This is a genomic window from Streptomyces lanatus, from assembly GCF_014655715.1.
Lineage (GTDB): Bacteria > Actinomycetota > Actinomycetes > Streptomycetales > Streptomycetaceae > Streptomyces > Streptomyces lanatus.
Genome location: NZ_BNBM01000006.1, coordinates 378,831 through 392,650, shown reverse-complemented (window position 1 = coordinate 392,650; position 13,820 = coordinate 378,831). Strand labels below are relative to the sequence as shown.

The 13,820-nt window shown below is 71.8% G+C and carries 17 protein-coding genes; 9 read left to right on the top strand and 8 right to left on the bottom strand.

Annotation, left to right across the window (positions count from 1 at the left end; genetic code table 11):
- Positions 1-116 precede the first annotated feature (116 nt).
- A complete protein-coding gene (locus IE325_RS19270; RefSeq protein ID WP_190071174.1) occupies positions 117-1,328 on the bottom strand; it encodes an MFS transporter in 1,212 nt (403 codons plus the stop codon).
- 278 nt (positions 1,329-1,606) lie between these two features.
- Between IE325_RS19270 and IE325_RS19265 the strand changes: the two genes are divergently transcribed.
- Both IE325_RS19265 and IE325_RS19260 read left to right on the top strand, forming a co-directional pair.
- Positions 1,607-2,146 carry a TetR/AcrR family transcriptional regulator gene (locus IE325_RS19265; protein ID WP_229911886.1) on the top strand — a complete coding sequence of 180 codons (540 nt, stop codon included), beginning with the start codon at positions 1,607-1,609 and terminating at the stop codon, positions 2,144-2,146.
- A complete protein-coding gene (locus IE325_RS19260) occupies positions 2,143-2,583 on the top strand; it encodes a DUF6069 family protein (RefSeq protein ID WP_229911873.1) in 441 nt (146 codons plus the stop codon). Before IE325_RS19265 ends, IE325_RS19260 begins: the two co-directional genes overlap by 4 nt.
- A 42-nt stretch (positions 2,584-2,625) precedes the next feature.
- Here IE325_RS19260 and IE325_RS19255 read toward each other — a convergent pair whose 3' ends face one another.
- The 6 genes from IE325_RS19255 to IE325_RS19230 form a co-directional block, all read right to left on the bottom strand.
- Positions 2,626-3,009, bottom strand: a complete 384-nt coding sequence (locus IE325_RS19255) for a GntR family transcriptional regulator (protein WP_190071173.1) — start codon at positions 3,007-3,009, stop codon at positions 2,626-2,628.
- A complete protein-coding gene (locus tag IE325_RS19250; RefSeq protein WP_190071172.1) occupies positions 3,006-3,755 on the bottom strand; it encodes a hypothetical protein in 750 nt (249 codons plus the stop codon). Before IE325_RS19250 ends, IE325_RS19255 begins: the two co-directional genes overlap by 4 nt.
- A 147-nt stretch (positions 3,756-3,902) precedes the next feature.
- Complete coding sequence (locus IE325_RS19245) at positions 3,903-4,670, bottom strand: SDR family NAD(P)-dependent oxidoreductase (protein WP_190071171.1); 768 nt, start codon at positions 4,668-4,670, stop codon at positions 3,903-3,905.
- On the bottom strand, positions 4,667-5,140 hold the full coding sequence (locus IE325_RS19240) for a cupin domain-containing protein (RefSeq protein ID WP_190071170.1): 474 nt from the start codon (positions 5,138-5,140) through the stop codon (positions 4,667-4,669). Before IE325_RS19240 ends, IE325_RS19245 begins: the two co-directional genes overlap by 4 nt.
- A 10-nt stretch (positions 5,141-5,150) precedes the next feature.
- On the bottom strand, positions 5,151-5,804 hold the full coding sequence (locus tag IE325_RS19235; protein ID WP_190071169.1) for a GNAT family N-acetyltransferase: 654 nt from the start codon (positions 5,802-5,804) through the stop codon (positions 5,151-5,153).
- Positions 5,797-7,947 (bottom strand): penicillin acylase family protein, encoded by a 2,151-nt coding sequence (locus tag IE325_RS19230; protein WP_190071168.1) that lies wholly within the window; start codon positions 7,945-7,947, stop codon positions 5,797-5,799. The genes IE325_RS19235 and IE325_RS19230 overlap by 8 nt, the downstream gene beginning before the upstream one ends.
- Before the next feature lie 77 nt (positions 7,948-8,024).
- Here IE325_RS19230 and IE325_RS19225 point away from each other — a divergent pair, with 77 nt between their 5' ends.
- The 5 genes from IE325_RS19225 to IE325_RS46660 all read left to right on the top strand — a co-directional run bounded on the left by IE325_RS19225 (position 8,025) and on the right by IE325_RS46660 (position 10,828).
- Positions 8,025-8,744 carry a siderophore-interacting protein gene (locus IE325_RS19225; protein ID WP_190071167.1) on the top strand — a complete coding sequence of 240 codons (720 nt, stop codon included), beginning with the start codon at positions 8,025-8,027 and terminating at the stop codon, positions 8,742-8,744.
- An 86-nt stretch (positions 8,745-8,830) separates the two neighbouring features.
- Positions 8,831-9,424: an HhH-GPD-type base excision DNA repair protein gene (locus IE325_RS19220; RefSeq protein ID WP_190071166.1), complete on the top strand. Its 594-nt coding sequence runs from the start codon at positions 8,831-8,833 to the stop codon at positions 9,422-9,424.
- A gap of 145 nt (positions 9,425-9,569) precedes the next feature.
- On the top strand, positions 9,570-10,247 hold the full coding sequence (locus tag IE325_RS19215; RefSeq protein ID WP_190071165.1) for an HdeD family acid-resistance protein: 678 nt from the start codon (positions 9,570-9,572) through the stop codon (positions 10,245-10,247).
- An 86-nt stretch (positions 10,248-10,333) separates the two neighbouring features.
- Positions 10,334-10,648 (top strand): hypothetical protein, encoded by a 315-nt coding sequence (locus IE325_RS19210; protein ID WP_190071164.1) that lies wholly within the window; start codon positions 10,334-10,336, stop codon positions 10,646-10,648.
- Between the two features lie 54 nt (positions 10,649-10,702).
- Positions 10,703-10,828: a hypothetical protein gene (locus IE325_RS46660; protein ID WP_268256359.1), complete on the top strand. Its 126-nt coding sequence runs from the start codon at positions 10,703-10,705 to the stop codon at positions 10,826-10,828.
- A gap of 67 nt (positions 10,829-10,895) precedes the next feature.
- On the opposite strand, the gene IE325_RS19205 is transcribed toward IE325_RS46660, so the two are convergent.
- On the bottom strand, positions 10,896-12,515 hold the full coding sequence (locus IE325_RS19205) for a helicase HerA-like domain-containing protein (protein ID WP_190071163.1): 1,620 nt from the start codon (positions 12,513-12,515) through the stop codon (positions 10,896-10,898).
- Positions 12,516-12,762: 247 nt separating this feature from the next.
- Here IE325_RS19205 and IE325_RS19200 point away from each other — a divergent pair, with 247 nt between their 5' ends.
- Both IE325_RS19200 and IE325_RS19195 read left to right on the top strand, forming a co-directional pair.
- The gene (locus IE325_RS19200) at positions 12,763-13,059 is read left to right on the top strand and encodes a type II toxin-antitoxin system VapB family antitoxin (protein WP_003999914.1); all 297 of its coding nucleotides are present in this window, start codon (positions 12,763-12,765) and stop codon (positions 13,057-13,059) included.
- A gap of 111 nt (positions 13,060-13,170) precedes the next feature.
- Positions 13,171-13,809, top strand: a complete 639-nt coding sequence (locus tag IE325_RS19195) for a LytR C-terminal domain-containing protein (RefSeq protein WP_229911872.1) — start codon at positions 13,171-13,173, stop codon at positions 13,807-13,809.
- Positions 13,810-13,820: the final 11 nt, after the last annotated feature.

The window sequence follows — 13,820 nt, the reverse complement described above, 5'->3', positions numbered from 1 at the left end:
CCAGATCGGCGCGGCGTTCGTCGTCGGTCATCGCACCCCACGTGTGTCACTTCTCCGTCGTCGGATTTGAGGCCTCGGGGGTAGGTACGGATGGGGAGGGGGCTGCGCTCAGCGGGTCAGCTCGAACCAGAGGGCTTCCCGACAGAGCATGCTCCCACCACCAGGACCCCAAGTGCCGCGGTGCAGCCGCCCAGCAGCATGACCAGCGACGGGGAGGTGAGGTCCAGTACGGCTCCTCCCGTGAGGGCGCCGAGGGAGATCGTTGCCTGGAAGGAGGCGGTGAAGAGGATCGATGCTGCTTCCGGGGTGCGGGGTGCCGCCTTGGAGAAGGTGGTCTGGGACGCGACGGGGACGGCGCCGTAGGCGATGCCCCATAGGAGCAGCAGGATCAGCGCGCCCGTCGGCCCGTGGCCCAGCGCCGGGAGGAGCAGGGTCGCCGTCGCGATGAGGCCGGCCGCGAGGGCGGAGACGGTGCGGGGGCGGCGGGGCGCCCAGGTGCCGGCCAGGAAGTTGCCGAGGATGCCGGCGGCGCCGTAGAGGAGCAGGAATGTCGTGATCAGGGTGTCGTCGGCTTGGGTGATCTGTTCCAGGAACGGTGTGACGTAGGTGTAGGTGCCGAAGTGGGCCAGCACGACGAGGAAGGTCAGCAGGAGGGCGAAGCGGGTGCCGGTGTTGCGGAGCATGCCCGTGAGGACGCTCAGGCGGGTGGCGCGGACCGGTGGTAGTGGGGGCAGGAACGCGAACAGCATGATCAGGACGGCGATCGTCAGAACTCCCATGACGGTGAAGGCCGTTCGCCATCCCGCGAGGTCTCCGACGAGGGTGCCCGCCGGCACGCCGAGGACGGAACCCAGCGGAACGGCCGAGAAGATCACGGCAGTTGCCCGGCCGGCCGAGGCGGGCGGCACCAGTCGCTCCGCCAGCCCCGCCCCGATCGACCAGAAGCCGCCGATCGTGATCCCGACCATGACCCGGGATATGAGTACGAGCCAGTAGTCGGGGGCCGCGGCGGCGAGGAAGTTCGCCAGCGCCAGCAGGAGCGTGAAGGCGCAGAGCATCAGGCGGCGGTCGAGGCGTGCCGTGGCCACGGTGACCAGGGGAGCGGCGATCGCCGCGAGGAAGCCGGGCATGGTCATCATCAGTCCGGCCATGCCGTCCGAGACCGTGAAGCTCGATCCGATCGAGGTCAGCAGACCGATGGGCAGGATCTCGGTGGTGACGATGGCGAAGATTCCCAGGGTTACCGAGACCACGGCCGTCCATCCCCGGAGAGGGGAGCGGGAGGGCAGGACTTGGCCGTCGGTCTCGACGACGGGGGTTGGCGGCATGGTGATCCGTCCTGGGGCGGGAGGCTGTGCGTTGCACGATCAGTGCAGCAGGGCTTGGTGAGGGGTGGCTGGCAGATCTGCGACCGGATCCTCGTCGGTCATGGGTGACGTCGCGTTCCTGCCGGGAAGCCATCGGAGTGAGTGCGGAGTGAGTCCTCACTCATTGACGGAGTGAGGACTCACTCCGTACTCTCGGGGTCATGACAGCACCCAAGGAGACCCAGGCGGCCGCCACCCGACGCCGCGCCCCCGCCATGTCGCCGGAGCGGCGTCGCGAAATGATCATCCAGACGGCGATCCCGCTGATCGCCGAGTACGGCGCCGCGGTGACGACCGCGAAGATCGCCCGTGCCGCCGGCATCGGCGAGGGCACGATCTTCCGGGTCTTCGCCGACAAGGACGAGTTGCTGCAGGCCTGTATGGCCGAGGCGCTCTCCCCCGAGCACGCGGTGCGTGAGCTCGACGCGATCGACGTGTCCCAGCCGCTGCCCGACCGGCTCGCGGAGGCGGCCGAGGCGCTGCAGGCGCACATGGACAGGATGGGCGCGGTCCTCGGCTCGCTGGGGCATCGCGGCGGCAAGCACCCCGGTACGGTGCGCGGCGCGGGCCGCAACGAGTCGATGACCCGTATCCGCGTGGCCCTCGCGGATCTGCTGGAGCCCGACAGGGCCGCCCTGCGCCGGCCGCCGGAGCAGATCGCGGCCCTCTTCTTCGGGCTGCTCTTCACCCAGCCGCGCACGGAGGACGAGCCCGACCTGACCCCGCGGGAGCTGGTGGAGGTCTTCCTGCACGGGGCGTTCTCGGGGGACGCCAAGTGAGCGTGCGGAGAAGGGGAAGGGAAAGGAGAAGGCGCCTGGGGGTCACCGGCCTGGCCGTCCTTGCTCCCGTCCTGGTGTGGCTGGTCGCGGACCCGCTGCTCGGGCACCGGCTGCGGATAGTCGACGGCGAGCAGACGCTCGACATCGGCGCCGTGCCCGTGGCGGTCGTCGCCCTGCTCTCGTCGCTCTCCGGCTGGGGACTGCTGGCCGCCCTGGAGCGGTTCGCGGCGCGGCGCGCCCGCGCCATCTGGACCGGGGTGGCAGGCGTCGTACTGGCCGTGTCCTTCCTGCCGTTCGTCGGAGACGGCATGGACGGCGGCACCCGGGCCTCGCTCGCCCTGATGCATCTGGCGGTGGCGGCTGTGCTGATCCCTGGGCTGGGGCTGGGGCCGGGCGGCAGGTCCCTTGGGGCGGGAGCCGGTGCCGTCGGCCGGTGACCGCCGGCACGGACCGCCCCGCGCGCTTCCCGACCGAGCCTCTCAGTCCGCGTCCGCCAACACGGAACGCAGCGCTCCCACGATCGCCGAGTCGTCCGCACCGAGCGCACGGGCCTCGTCCCTGAATCGCCGGGCCAGGGAGGCCAGTTCCTCCGGGGAGGGGCGCATGGCCGACGGCGGCGGGGGTGCCACCCGGGTCCCCGCGCCGCGTCGGGTGCGGATGAGCGCGGCGTTCTCCAGCTCACGGTAGGCACGGGCGACCGTGCCGGCGGCCAGCCCCAGGTCGGAGGCCAACTGCCGGATGGTCGGCAGGCGTTCGCCTTCCGGCAGTCGTCCGGAGGAGATCAGGGTCGCGAGCTGGGCGCGGATCTGCTCGTAGGGAGGGACCGGGCTGGCGGTGTCCACCCGTACGGTCGGGCCGGTCACCGCTGGAAGGCCTTCGGCGCCACGACCGTGAACAGGCACCAGATCGCGGTGCCCAGGGCGAGCAGACAGACGGGAAGGAGGATCCATACGGCCACGCTGCCGAGCGTGCCGTCGCAGCTCAGCCCGCGCAGCGACCCGGCGGCAGTCCAGGCGGCGCCGGCCAGGGGTGCGGAGGTCAGCAGGCCCCACGCGGCGGTGATCGCCAGCGCCCGGTTCCGGCGGTCCTGTTCCTGGCCGGGGCGGCGGGTGATGTGCCGTAGGGCATGGCCGCAGGCGGCGGTACTGCTGACCAGTGAGGCGAGGGCGGGGACCGCGTAGAAGGTACCGGGCCAGGGGCCATGGGACTCGGTCACGCCGGAGCAGGTCATCGTCAGGGCGCGCCCCGCCCGGCCCGTGTCGTCGGGGGAGCCGATCGCGATCGCGGTGACGAGGAGTGCGATGAGCAGGGACATCTCGATGAGCAGCAGTACCGTCAGCCGGGGCGGAACGTGGTCGCGGATCCGGCGGGGGGCGAGCCCGGCGGTGCGGACGGTGCCTCGGGGGCGGGCCGTGAGGTATTCGCCGAGCAGCACACCGGCGACGGCACCGAGGCCGAACACGGGTATGGCGGCCAGGATTCCGCTCCCGAGCCCGCCGGGGGCGTCGATCAAGTCGAGGGAGAGGAGGACTCCGGCGGCCAGACCTCCGAGACGTGCGTAGCGGTCGGCGCGGGTGTGGGATGCGGGTGGCGCGGTGCTGTCGAGCATGAAGAAACCCCCGGTGAGTGGCACTTGTATCAATTCATGGATACAAGCAGGCGGTACAAGATGACTCATCGCGAGACTTGTGTCAAATGCTCGGTACAAGAGGATCGGACCACGGCCGCCCGAGCGATCCGAGCACCCGCCCGCCCGTCACCACGTCGGACGCGCCGACACCCCGCCGTCCACCACCAGGTCGTGCCCCGTGACCCACGACGCGAGCCCCGACGCGAGGAACACGCACGCGTCGCCCACGTCCTCCGGGCGCCCCAGCCTCCCGGCCGGTACCGCCTGTTCCCAGCGCCGCACTCCCTCCGGCCAGGCTTCCTCCAGGCCGTCGCGGTGGATCAGGCCGGGGGAGACCGAGTTCACGCGGATGGCGAAGGGGCCGTATTCCAGGGCCGCGGAACGGGCGTGCATCACCACCGCCGCCTTGGAGGCGGAGTAGTGGGCGTGGAGGGGCGCCGGGCTGCTCGCCTCGATCGACGCGATGTGGGTCACCGAACCGCCCCCGCCCTGCTCCCGCATGATGTCGGCCGCGGCCTGCGTGCAGGCGAAGACGCTGGTCAGGTTGGTGTCCACGACCGCCCGCCACTCCGCCGCCGACATCCCGGGGAGGGCCCGTACCGGCTGCACCCCCGCGTTGTTCACCAGCGCCGTCAGCCGCCCGCCGCCCCACTCGGCGGCCTCCCCCACCACCCGCCGGCACGCGTCCTCATCGGTCAGGTCCGCACGCAGTACGACGGCCCGCCCGCCCGTCTCCCGGATACGGGACGCCACTTCGTCCGCCGCCTCCATCGCCGTACGGCAATGCAGCGCGACCGCCGCGCCCTCCTCGGCGAACCGTGTCGCGATTCCCCGTCCGATGCTGCCGCCCGCGCCCGTGACGAGGGCGACCTGGCCCTCCAGGAGTCCGCTCATGGGCGGCACAGTCCCGCGATCCGGGCGGCCTCGGCGGGATAGCGCGCCGTCAGTTCCGCCAAGTCGCCGTGCTCATAGCTCTCGTAGGTGAAACCGGGCGCCATCGTGCAGCCGAAGAAGGTCCAGGACCCGCCCGCCGCGACCCTCGCCCCCATCCAGGTTCCGGCCGGGACGGTGAACTGGATGTGCTGGCCGCGCGTTATGTCGGGGCCCAGCACGGTGGTGCGGGACGTGCCGTCCGGGGCGAGGAGCAGCATCTCCAGGGGGTCGCCGAGGTAGAAGTGCCACACCTCGTCGGACGGCAGGCGGTGCAGGGCCGAGTAGTCGTCGGAGGTGAGGAGGACGACTATCGCCGTGCCCTGCGGGCGGCCGTCGGAGCGCTCCGGCCCCGCCCAGGTCTGGCGGAACAGGCCGCCCTCCAACGGGATCGGCTCCAGCGAGTAGTGCGCTACGAGTTCCTCCGGGGTCACGCCTCGAAGGCTACCCCCGGCTCAGGAAGGCGAGTTGGGCCTTCTTCTCCGGGATGTACACATCCGGCAGGTCCACCTCCGGCAGCACGACCATCGGGCCGGCTGTGAAGCCCTGCTTGAGGAAGCGTGCGATGGCCTTCTCGTTGCGTATGTCCGGGTCGACGACCACGCGTCGGCGGTCCAGGGTCCCGAAGACGTACGACGCCACGACCGTCAGCAGCGCGGCCGTCCAGCCGGGCCGCCCTCCCCCGGGTCCGGCGGGCGCGAGGAGCAGGTGGACGCCGATGTCGCCGGGGAGGGGGTCATAGACCTCGCTCACACGGTCCGCCTCCGGCTCGTACGTCTGGAGGAGCGCGACCGGGTCCGTGTCCCGTACGACGACGAACGCGTGGTGGGTGTCCAGGGTGGCCATATGGGCATAGATCTCGGCCACCTGGTCCCTGGTCAGGCCGTTCATGCCCCAGAAGGAGGCCCGTTCCTCACCGACCCAGCCATGGACGACCTCGGCGTCGGCCCACGGGTCGAGGGGGCGGATGGTGATCGTGCCGAGGCCGGGGATGGTCTGGTGGTGAACGGGGGGTTCGTGGGCGGGGGTTCTGTGGGCGGGGGCCGGTGAGGCGGAGACCGGGACGGCGGACGCCGGTATCGGGGGCAGCTCAGGCATCGGATTCCTTCTCGAACTCGGTGAAGTCGGTGACGACCGGGGCCAGGTCTCCCCGCAGCCACAGGGGGAGTTGGTCGCGGTGGTGGGGTGAGCCGGGGATGCCGGAGGCGCCCAGCGGGACCACCCAGAGGCTGGCCTCGCGGTCGGCCAGGTCCCAGACGTAGCGGGCGGCGGGGCCGCGTGCGCTCAGGTCGGTGAGGCCGGGGACCGCCGAGGTGCACAGCACGCAGTCGTGGTCGCCGGAGAGGCGGGGCCCGGAGTACGCCGGGTCGGGCAACGCCCGCCAGGGGGCGAGGCGGTGGGTGTCGCCCCAGGTGCCGGGTCGGGCTCCCGAGGGCAGGGCCGCGACCTCCTCGACCGCCGCGCGGACTGCCTCGGCGCGGTCGATGCCGTACAACTCCTCGGCGCGCAGCAGATGTTCGAGCGCGAAGCCGATACGCGGGAGCAGGGCCAGCCAGGGGAGGAGGACCTCGGGGTAGGCGGGCGGGGCGGACAGTGCGGCGAAGGCGGGGTGCGCGGCGAGTCGCCGTACGACCGCCCCGCGCACCGTCGCGTACACGGCGGCGGCCTCGCTGTCCGCGTCCATCCGGCGGTCCCAGGACAGGAGGGTCCGGCGGATGCGGTCGGCCTCGGGGGTGAGGGAGTCGAGGGAGCGCAGGAGGTCCAGGAGGGGCTCTGCGGAGGCCAGTCGGGTGTCCATGTGGATCGCCGGCATGTCGGCGGCCGACCAGCGGGGCTTCTCCGCCAGCAGGGCCGTGATGCGATCGGCGCGATGCGGCGGGGCGAACTCGACGCCGAGCGGCGCGGCGACCCCGCGCTGGTTGGCCATGGCCGCGACGCCGTCGACGAGTCCGCCGCGGGGCGTCTCGTGCCAGCCGCGCCACTCGTGGCCGGGCTCCCAGGCGGGCACCAGCCGGACGCCGTTGGCCTCGGAGCGCATCGGCACCTTGCCGGCGACACGGTGCAGCAGGCCGCCCTCGGTGTCGGCCGCCTGGACGACGTTGACGGGCTCGGCCCAGAGGTCCACGGCACGGTCGACGTCGGCCACGCTGCGGGCGCGCAGGAGGGGTAGGAGGGCGCTGAAGCCGAGGTCGGCGGTGACGCGGGGCGGGTAGCGGAGGGCTATGGCGAGGGGCGGGGGCGGGGCATCGGAGGGGGACTCGATGGCGAAACCTTCCTGCAAGCCCGTTTGCACGCCCATCTGCAAGCCGTCCGGCAACCCCTCCGGCCCCCCGATGATCACCGGCCCCCGAGCCGTCTCGATCACCTCAACCTCGACCGGCTCCTCCCCCGCGACCTCCACGACCTCGGTGTGCCGGGCCGCCCGTCGCCAGACCCCGTCCGGGTCCAGGGCCTCCACCCCCGCCCCCGTACGCCGCAGCCGCTCCCGGTACAGGTCCTGATAGTCCGCCATGGCGTTGGTGATGGCCCAGGCGACCGTGCCGGTGTGGCCGAAGTGGGCGATGCCGGGGATGCCGGGGACGGCGAGGCCGATGACGTCGAACTCGGGGCAGGAGAGGTGGATCTGCTGATAGACACCGGGTTCCTCGATGAAGCGGTGCGGGTCCCCGGCGATGACCGCCCGACCCGTGACGGTCCGCTCCCCGCTCACAAGCCAGCCGTTGCTGCCGGAGGTGCCCGGCCCGTCGGTGGCGAACAGCCCGACCGCGTCGGCGCCGAGATGCCGGACGACCTGCTCGCGCCAGAGCTTGGCCGGGAAGCCCGCGAACAGGATGTGGATGCCGAGCCAGACGCCGAGCGGGGTCCAGGGCTCCCAGCGGCCGGGAGCGAGGCCGGTCCGCGCGAACTCCGGCGTACGTCGGGCGCCCTCGGCCAGGCCCTCGTTGACCCCGTCGACGTACGACCGCACCCACGCCGCCGTCTCCGCGTCCCGCGTCTCCAGCTCGGCGAAGCAGCGTCTGGCCGTGTCGTCGAGGCGGGTCCGTCTGATGAACCGGTCCCAGGGCAGGGCCTCGGCGCCGAGGAAGGACGCCGACGTCCCCTGGGCCCGGTGCCGCTCCACCTCCAGCTGCCAGGCCCGGTCGAGGGCGGTGACCCGGCCCTGTGCGCGGGCGAGTTCTCTCGCCCTGTCGGCGCGGAGATGCGGTATGCCCCAGGCATCGCGGAAGATCTCGCCGGTCACCTGTGCCCCTCCTTTTCTTTAGGTTAGCCTTCCCTAAGCAATCCGGGCAGGAATCGTACGCGAAAGGTGAAGAAGCCATGGGGCAGGGGCACGGCTGGGAGGGCGCGGTCCTGAAGCTGCTGCGCGCGAAGGACTTCGTGTTCACGGTGACGGGCGCCGAGGACGTCACCGAGCACTACCGCCGCGTCCACCTCACCGACGGCGGCATGCTCGCGGCGAACGGCGTCCATCCCACCATGTGGGTCCGGCTGTGGTTCGACAACGCGGGCAAGCCCCACCAGCGCGCCTACACCCTGGTCGACCCGGACCCGGAGGCCGGCACCTTCAGCCTGGAGTTCGCCCTGCACGAGGGGATCGCGAGCGACTGGGCCCGCACGGCCGAGCCCGGCGACACCATCGAGGCGACCATCCACGGCACCGGCTTCACCGACCCCGAGCCCGCTCCGTCCCACGTCTTCGCCATCGCCGACACGGCCTCACTCCCCGCCCTCAACTCCCTCCTCGGCGCCCTGGACTCCGCCCCGGCGACGGTGTGGTTCGAGGGCGAGCGGGACGGCCTGCCCTTCCGCACCGCCGACTCCCGCCACGACGTACGGACCCTGCCGAGGCGCGACGCCGGGGCGCACCTCGTCGCCCAGGTGAAGGACGCCCTGCCGGATCTGCTCAAGGGCACCCCCGACCCGTACGTCTGGATCGCCTGCGACACGGCGACGACCCGGGCCCTGATCTCGTACGTCCGCAAGGAACTGGGTGTGCCCAAGCAGCGGGTGAACGCGCTGGGGTACTGGCGCCCCTGACCCCGGCACGGGCGTACCCCCCTTGATACGCCCGTGCCGGCATCCCCCGCGCGCGTGCACACGGCCCGCGCGGCATCATCGGGGGCATGGACGTCACCCTGCATCTCGCCCAGGACCCCGAGGCCGACGCGCTCCTCGGCCGCAGCCCGCTCGCCGCGCTCGTCGGCATGCTGCTGGACCAGCAGGTTCCGATGGAATGGGCGTTCAAGGGGCCCCGTACGATCGCGGACCGGCTCGGCGCGGACGACCTGGACGCGCACGACATCGCCGCCCAGGACCCGGACGCCTTCGTGGCCCTGCTCTCGGAGAAGCCGGCCGTACACCGCTACCCCGGGTCCATGGCCAAGCGGATCCAGCAGCTGTGCCAGTACCTCGTCGAGCGCTACGACGGTGACGCCGAGCTCGTCTGGAAGGGCGTCGAGGACGGCCGCGAACTGCTCCGCCGTCTGGAGGACCTGCCCGGCTTCGGCAAGCAGAAGGCCCAGATCTTCCTCGCCCTGCTCGGCAAGCAGCTCGGCGTGGCCCCCGCGGGCTGGCGCGAGGCCGCGGGCGCCTACGGCGAGCAGGAGTCCTACCGCTCGGTCGCCGACATCACCGGCCCCGAGTCCCTGCTCAAGGTACGCGCCCACAAACAGGAGATGAAGGCAGCGGCGAAGGCGGCGAAGGCGTCCCGCAAGTAGCGGGGAGGGGTTACGGGTCGGGCCTGGCACAGACCAGAGACGGCCCCTACCTACCCGCCTCCACGCAAACGCCCCCCGCACCGGACGTCAGCCAACCGGCCCACCCCAAATGGCGGCTCGCCCGCGCCCGTTCCCAGCATGGAGCATGACCGAGGCGCCGAGCGGCTCACCGTGGGGCCGGGACTATGACGATCGGCGGGTCCACGCCGGGCACCCGCCCGGGCCGGGGCAGGGGGCGGCCCATGAACCCGAGCCGCCCCTCGAAGGCCCGCTGCACGCCCTCTCCCGTGCCGCCTGGCAGGCCGTGCTGGTCACCGGGGTCGCCTCGCTGGCGCTGGGTGTACTGGTCCTGGTCTGGCCCGGTGCCACGCTCCTCGCCTCCGGCGTTCTCTTCGGGCTTTATCTGCTGATCAGCGGCGTGTTCCAGCTGGTCGCCGCCTTCGGTACGCACCGGACGACCTCCCTGCGCGTACTGGCCTTCGTCAGCGGCACGCTGTCGGTCCTGCTCGGTCTGTTCTGCTTCCGCGCACCCATGCGGTCGGTCCTGCTGCTCGCCCTGTGGATCGGCATCGGCTGGCTCATCCGCGGCATCACCCACACCCTGGCCGCCGCCTCCGACGAGTCCATGCCGGCCCGCGGCTGGCAGATCCTCCTCGGCGTGGTCACCTGCGCCGGCGGCATCGTGCTGATCGTCTCCCCGGTCGAGTCGGTCACCGTCCTGATGCTGCTCGGCGGATGCTGGCTGGTCGCCGTCGGTGTCGTCGAGATCGTCACCGCCCTGCGCATCCGGAGGCGGGCCCGCCAGGTCCCGCACACGCTGTGATACGCGCCGGCCGTCCCTACGCCGTGCGGGCGGATCTCACGCCGTACCGGATGAACTCCGTACACCCGCCGGGGAGAAGCCCTTCCATGGGCACCGCACGATTCCGCGCGCGCAGCCGCACCTGGCTGCGGGTCCTCGTGCTGCTGCTCGCCCTGCTGGTCCCGGGCACACATGCCCACGCGCATGCCCTGCCCGTGGTGGCCGAGGCCGCCGAGCACGACGCCCTGGACACGGCCCTGCGGCCACCGGCCCGCACCGCCCGGCACACCGACGTACGGCCCGCTCCGGTCCCGCGGTCGAGGCCCGCGCCGCCCGGCACACCGGCGAGCCCGCCCCGCTGTGCGCCGCCCGGGCCGCCGTACGTCCCGCACATCCTGCGCACCGTCGTCCTGCGCTGCTGACAGACCCCGCGACGAGGTCCGTCAGTACGGCACAAGGACACGAGGAGCACAGTCATGCCCACCGACCCCTACGCGGTGCTGCGCGCCCTGCTGCGCGCGGAAGCCGTACGCAACACCCCGAAACCACAGGTGAAGAAGGACAAGCCGCGACACCCCCAGAAGGACGGGGACCGCGGCTGACGCGGCCGCGGCGGAGGCGGACTTTCTCCGGGTCACCGCCTCCGCCGCGCCCGCACCGACCGCGGCGCTATCGCCGACGCCGCGCCGTACCGAACACCGACCGCGTGATCTCCCGCCCGATCTGCGTACCGATCGACCGAGCCAGGGACTTGAACATGCCGCTCCCGACGACCTTCTCGACGACGGAGGGCTGTTCCGTCTGCGCGGCCCTGTGGTCCTCCCCGGCCTCGCGCATCTCGTCCGGCCCCTTCGCTCCACGCGGCGTCTCCGCACGCGCCCCCTGGAGCCTCTCGTACGCCGACTCCCTGTCCACAGCCTGTGCATACCGGCCGTACAGCGCGGACGACGTCACCGCCCGCTCCAGCGCGCCCGCCTCGATCGGCCCCATCAGGGACTCGGGTGCCCGCAGCCGGGTCGCGGCGACCGGCGTGGGGGCGCCCCGCTCGCTCAGGACGGTCACCACCGCCTCGCCCGTGCCGAGGCCCCTGAGGAGTTCCTCCAGGTCGTACGCCGAATTGGGGAACGTCTTCACCGTCGCCCCGAGCGCCTTCTGATCGTCCGGGGTGAAGGCGCGCAGCGCGTGCTGGATCCGGTTGCCGAGCTGGCCGAGCACCTCGGCGGGCACGTCCTTCGGCGTCTGCGTCACGAAGAAGACCCCGACCCCTTTCGAGCGAATGAGCCGCACGGTCTGGGTGATCGAGTCCAGGAACGCCTCGGACGCGTCGTCGAACAGCAGATGCGCCTCGTCGAAGAAGAACACCAGCTTCGGCCGGTCGACGTCACCGACCTCCGGCAGATCGTGGAAGAGATCCGCCAGCAGCCACATCAGGAACGTCGAGAACAGCCGCGGCCGGTCCTGTACGGCGGACAGTTCGAGGACCGACACCACGCCCCGCCCGTCGTCCGCCACAGAGGCCCGCAGCAGCTCGGCCGTGTCGAACTCCGGCTCCCCGAAGAAGTCCCCCATCCCCTGCCCCTCGAACGCGGTCAGCGACCGCAGGATCACCCCGGCCGTGGCGGTGGAGAGCCCGCCGATGTTCTTGAGCTCCGCCTTGCCCTCGTCGGAGGTCAGAAAGGCGACCACGGCCCGCAGATCCTTCAGGTCGACCAGTTCCAGGCCCTTGGTGTCGGCGTAGTGGAAGATCAGCCCGAGGGACTGCTCCTGGGTCCGGTTGAGCCCGAGGACCTTGGACAGCAGCACCGGGCCGAAACTGGTGATCGTGGCCCGTACGGGGATACCGGTGCCGATGCCGCCGAGGGCGTAGAACTCCGCGGGGAACCCGGTCGCCGCCCACTCCTGATGGACCTCGGCGGCCCGCGCACCGACCCGCTCACCCGGCTGCCCCGGGGCCGCGATCCCGGACAGATCCCCCTTCACATCCGCCAGGAACACCGGTACGCCCTGGGCCGACAACTGCTCGGCGATCAACTGGAGGGTCTTCGTCTTCCCGGTGCCGGTCGCCCCCGCGACCAGCCCGTGCCGGTTCAGCACGGTCAACGGCACCCGGATCTGCGCGTCCGGCAGGCACTGCCCGTCCCAGAGCAGGGCGCCCAGATCGAGGGCGGGCCCGGTGAAGGCGTAACCCGCGGCGATCTCCAGCGCCTCCCGCGGAAGGGCGGGAGCACCGCTCCGTCCGTCGGGCGCCACGGTCCCGGCCGTGCCGGACCTGCTCCTGCGCTCGCTCATGTCAGACCTCCGCACGCTCGTGCTCCGACGTGTGTCCGGCGAGATCCGGTCCGATCCGTGTTCGATTCGGCCGTCCGCCGTACACCTCGGCGTCCGTTCGGGCCCGTTCCGGCGTCCGTTCCTGATCCCGATCCGGCCGTCATTCCCGCGACGATCGCCGTTTCATCCAGGTTTGACACATCTTTTCCAGCGTCGCACTCCGCCGCCATGGCTGCGCCCGGAACGTCTCGACCGGTAGGCTTTCCGTGTGATCTTCAAGCGCATCGGAAACGGCCGGCCGTACCCCGACCACGGCCGGGAAAGCACCCGGCAGTGGGCGGACGTCGCGCCGCGCCCGGTCCGCCTCGATCAGCTCGTGACGACCAAGGGCCAGCTCGATCTGGAAACCCTGCTCGCCGAGGACTCGACGTTCTACGGCGACCTCTTCGCGCATGTCGTGAAGTGGCAGGGCGATCTGTATCTGGAGGACGGCCTGCACCGCGCGGTCCGCGCGGCACTCCAGCAGCGCCAGGTGCTGCACGCGCGAGTGCTGGAACTGGACTGACCCCGGGCAGCCCCGGCCGAAGTCGGGGCGTTGCGCCCGTTCGGAGCAGTCCGTTCACCCTCGATTGATCATCTAGTAGGCATTGCCGCCCAGGCGGACTACGCTGCGCCCATGAGCATGCTGACTCCCCAAGGCATGGGCGGCCAGTACCGCATCAAGGGGAACAAATACCCGCGCATGCGGCGCCGTCGGCGACGCGGCAGGTTCGCCGCGCTCGGAGTCGTGTCCCTCGTCGCCCTCGGCATGGCCGGCTGGGGCACGCTGCAGCTCATCGACGTCTTCACGGGCGGCGGCGGAGAGGCATCGGCGGTCGGCCCCAAGTCCGGCTGCGGGACCAGGGCGACGCCCTCTCCCACCTCGACCGCGCCCCTTCCCAAGCCCGCCGGCATCACCGTCAACGTCTTCAACGCGACGACCCGCAGCGGCCTCGCCAAGAAGACCGCGGACGAACTGAAGAAGCGCGGCTTCAAGATCGGCGAAGTGGGCAACGCGACCAAGGAGTACGACAAGAAGGTCAAGGGCACCGCCCTGCTGCTCGGCCCGACGGCGTCCCTGAACACCTCGCTCCCGGTCCTGGCCACCCAACTCACCACGGCCGAACGGCGCACCGAGACCACCCGCAAGGGCGCATCGGTGGACTTCATCATCGGCAACGCGTTCAAGGACCTGGCGAAGAAGCCGACAGCCGACAAGGCCTTGACCGCCCTGGCAAAGCCCAAGCCGACGGCTACTGACAAGAAGGGTTGCTGAGAAGCGCCCCC

Excerpts from the sequence above, each read along its gene's own strand:
- IE325_RS19250 (WP_190071172.1), bottom strand. The coding sequence starts at position 3,755 with ATGCTCGACAGCACCGCGCCACCCGCATCCCACACCCGCGCCGACCGC.
- IE325_RS19225 (WP_190071167.1), top strand. The coding sequence starts at position 8,025 with ATGGGGCAGGGGCACGGCTGGGAGGGCGCGGTCCTGAAGCTGCTGCGC.
- IE325_RS19195 (WP_229911872.1), top strand. The coding sequence starts at position 13,171 with ATGAGCATGCTGACTCCCCAAGGCATGGGCGGCCAGTACCGCATCAAG.
- IE325_RS19210 (WP_190071164.1), top strand. The coding sequence starts at position 10,334 with ATGGGCACCGCACGATTCCGCGCGCGCAGCCGCACCTGGCTGCGGGTC.
- IE325_RS19235 (WP_190071169.1), bottom strand. The coding sequence starts at position 5,804 with ATGCCTGAGCTGCCCCCGATACCGGCGTCCGCCGTCCCGGTCTCCGCC.
- IE325_RS19205 (WP_190071163.1), bottom strand. The coding sequence starts at position 12,515 with ATGAGCGAGCGCAGGAGCAGGTCCGGCACGGCCGGGACCGTGGCGCCC.
- IE325_RS19220 (WP_190071166.1), top strand. The coding sequence starts at position 8,831 with ATGGACGTCACCCTGCATCTCGCCCAGGACCCCGAGGCCGACGCGCTC.
- IE325_RS19245 (WP_190071171.1), bottom strand. The coding sequence starts at position 4,670 with ATGAGCGGACTCCTGGAGGGCCAGGTCGCCCTCGTCACGGGCGCGGGC.
- IE325_RS46660 (WP_268256359.1), top strand. The coding sequence starts at position 10,703 with ATGCCCACCGACCCCTACGCGGTGCTGCGCGCCCTGCTGCGCGCGGAA.
- IE325_RS19265 (WP_229911886.1), top strand. The coding sequence starts at position 1,607 with ATGATCATCCAGACGGCGATCCCGCTGATCGCCGAGTACGGCGCCGCG.
- IE325_RS19215 (WP_190071165.1), top strand. The coding sequence starts at position 9,570 with ATGACCGAGGCGCCGAGCGGCTCACCGTGGGGCCGGGACTATGACGAT.
- IE325_RS19270 (WP_190071174.1), bottom strand. The coding sequence starts at position 1,328 with ATGCCGCCAACCCCCGTCGTCGAGACCGACGGCCAAGTCCTGCCCTCC.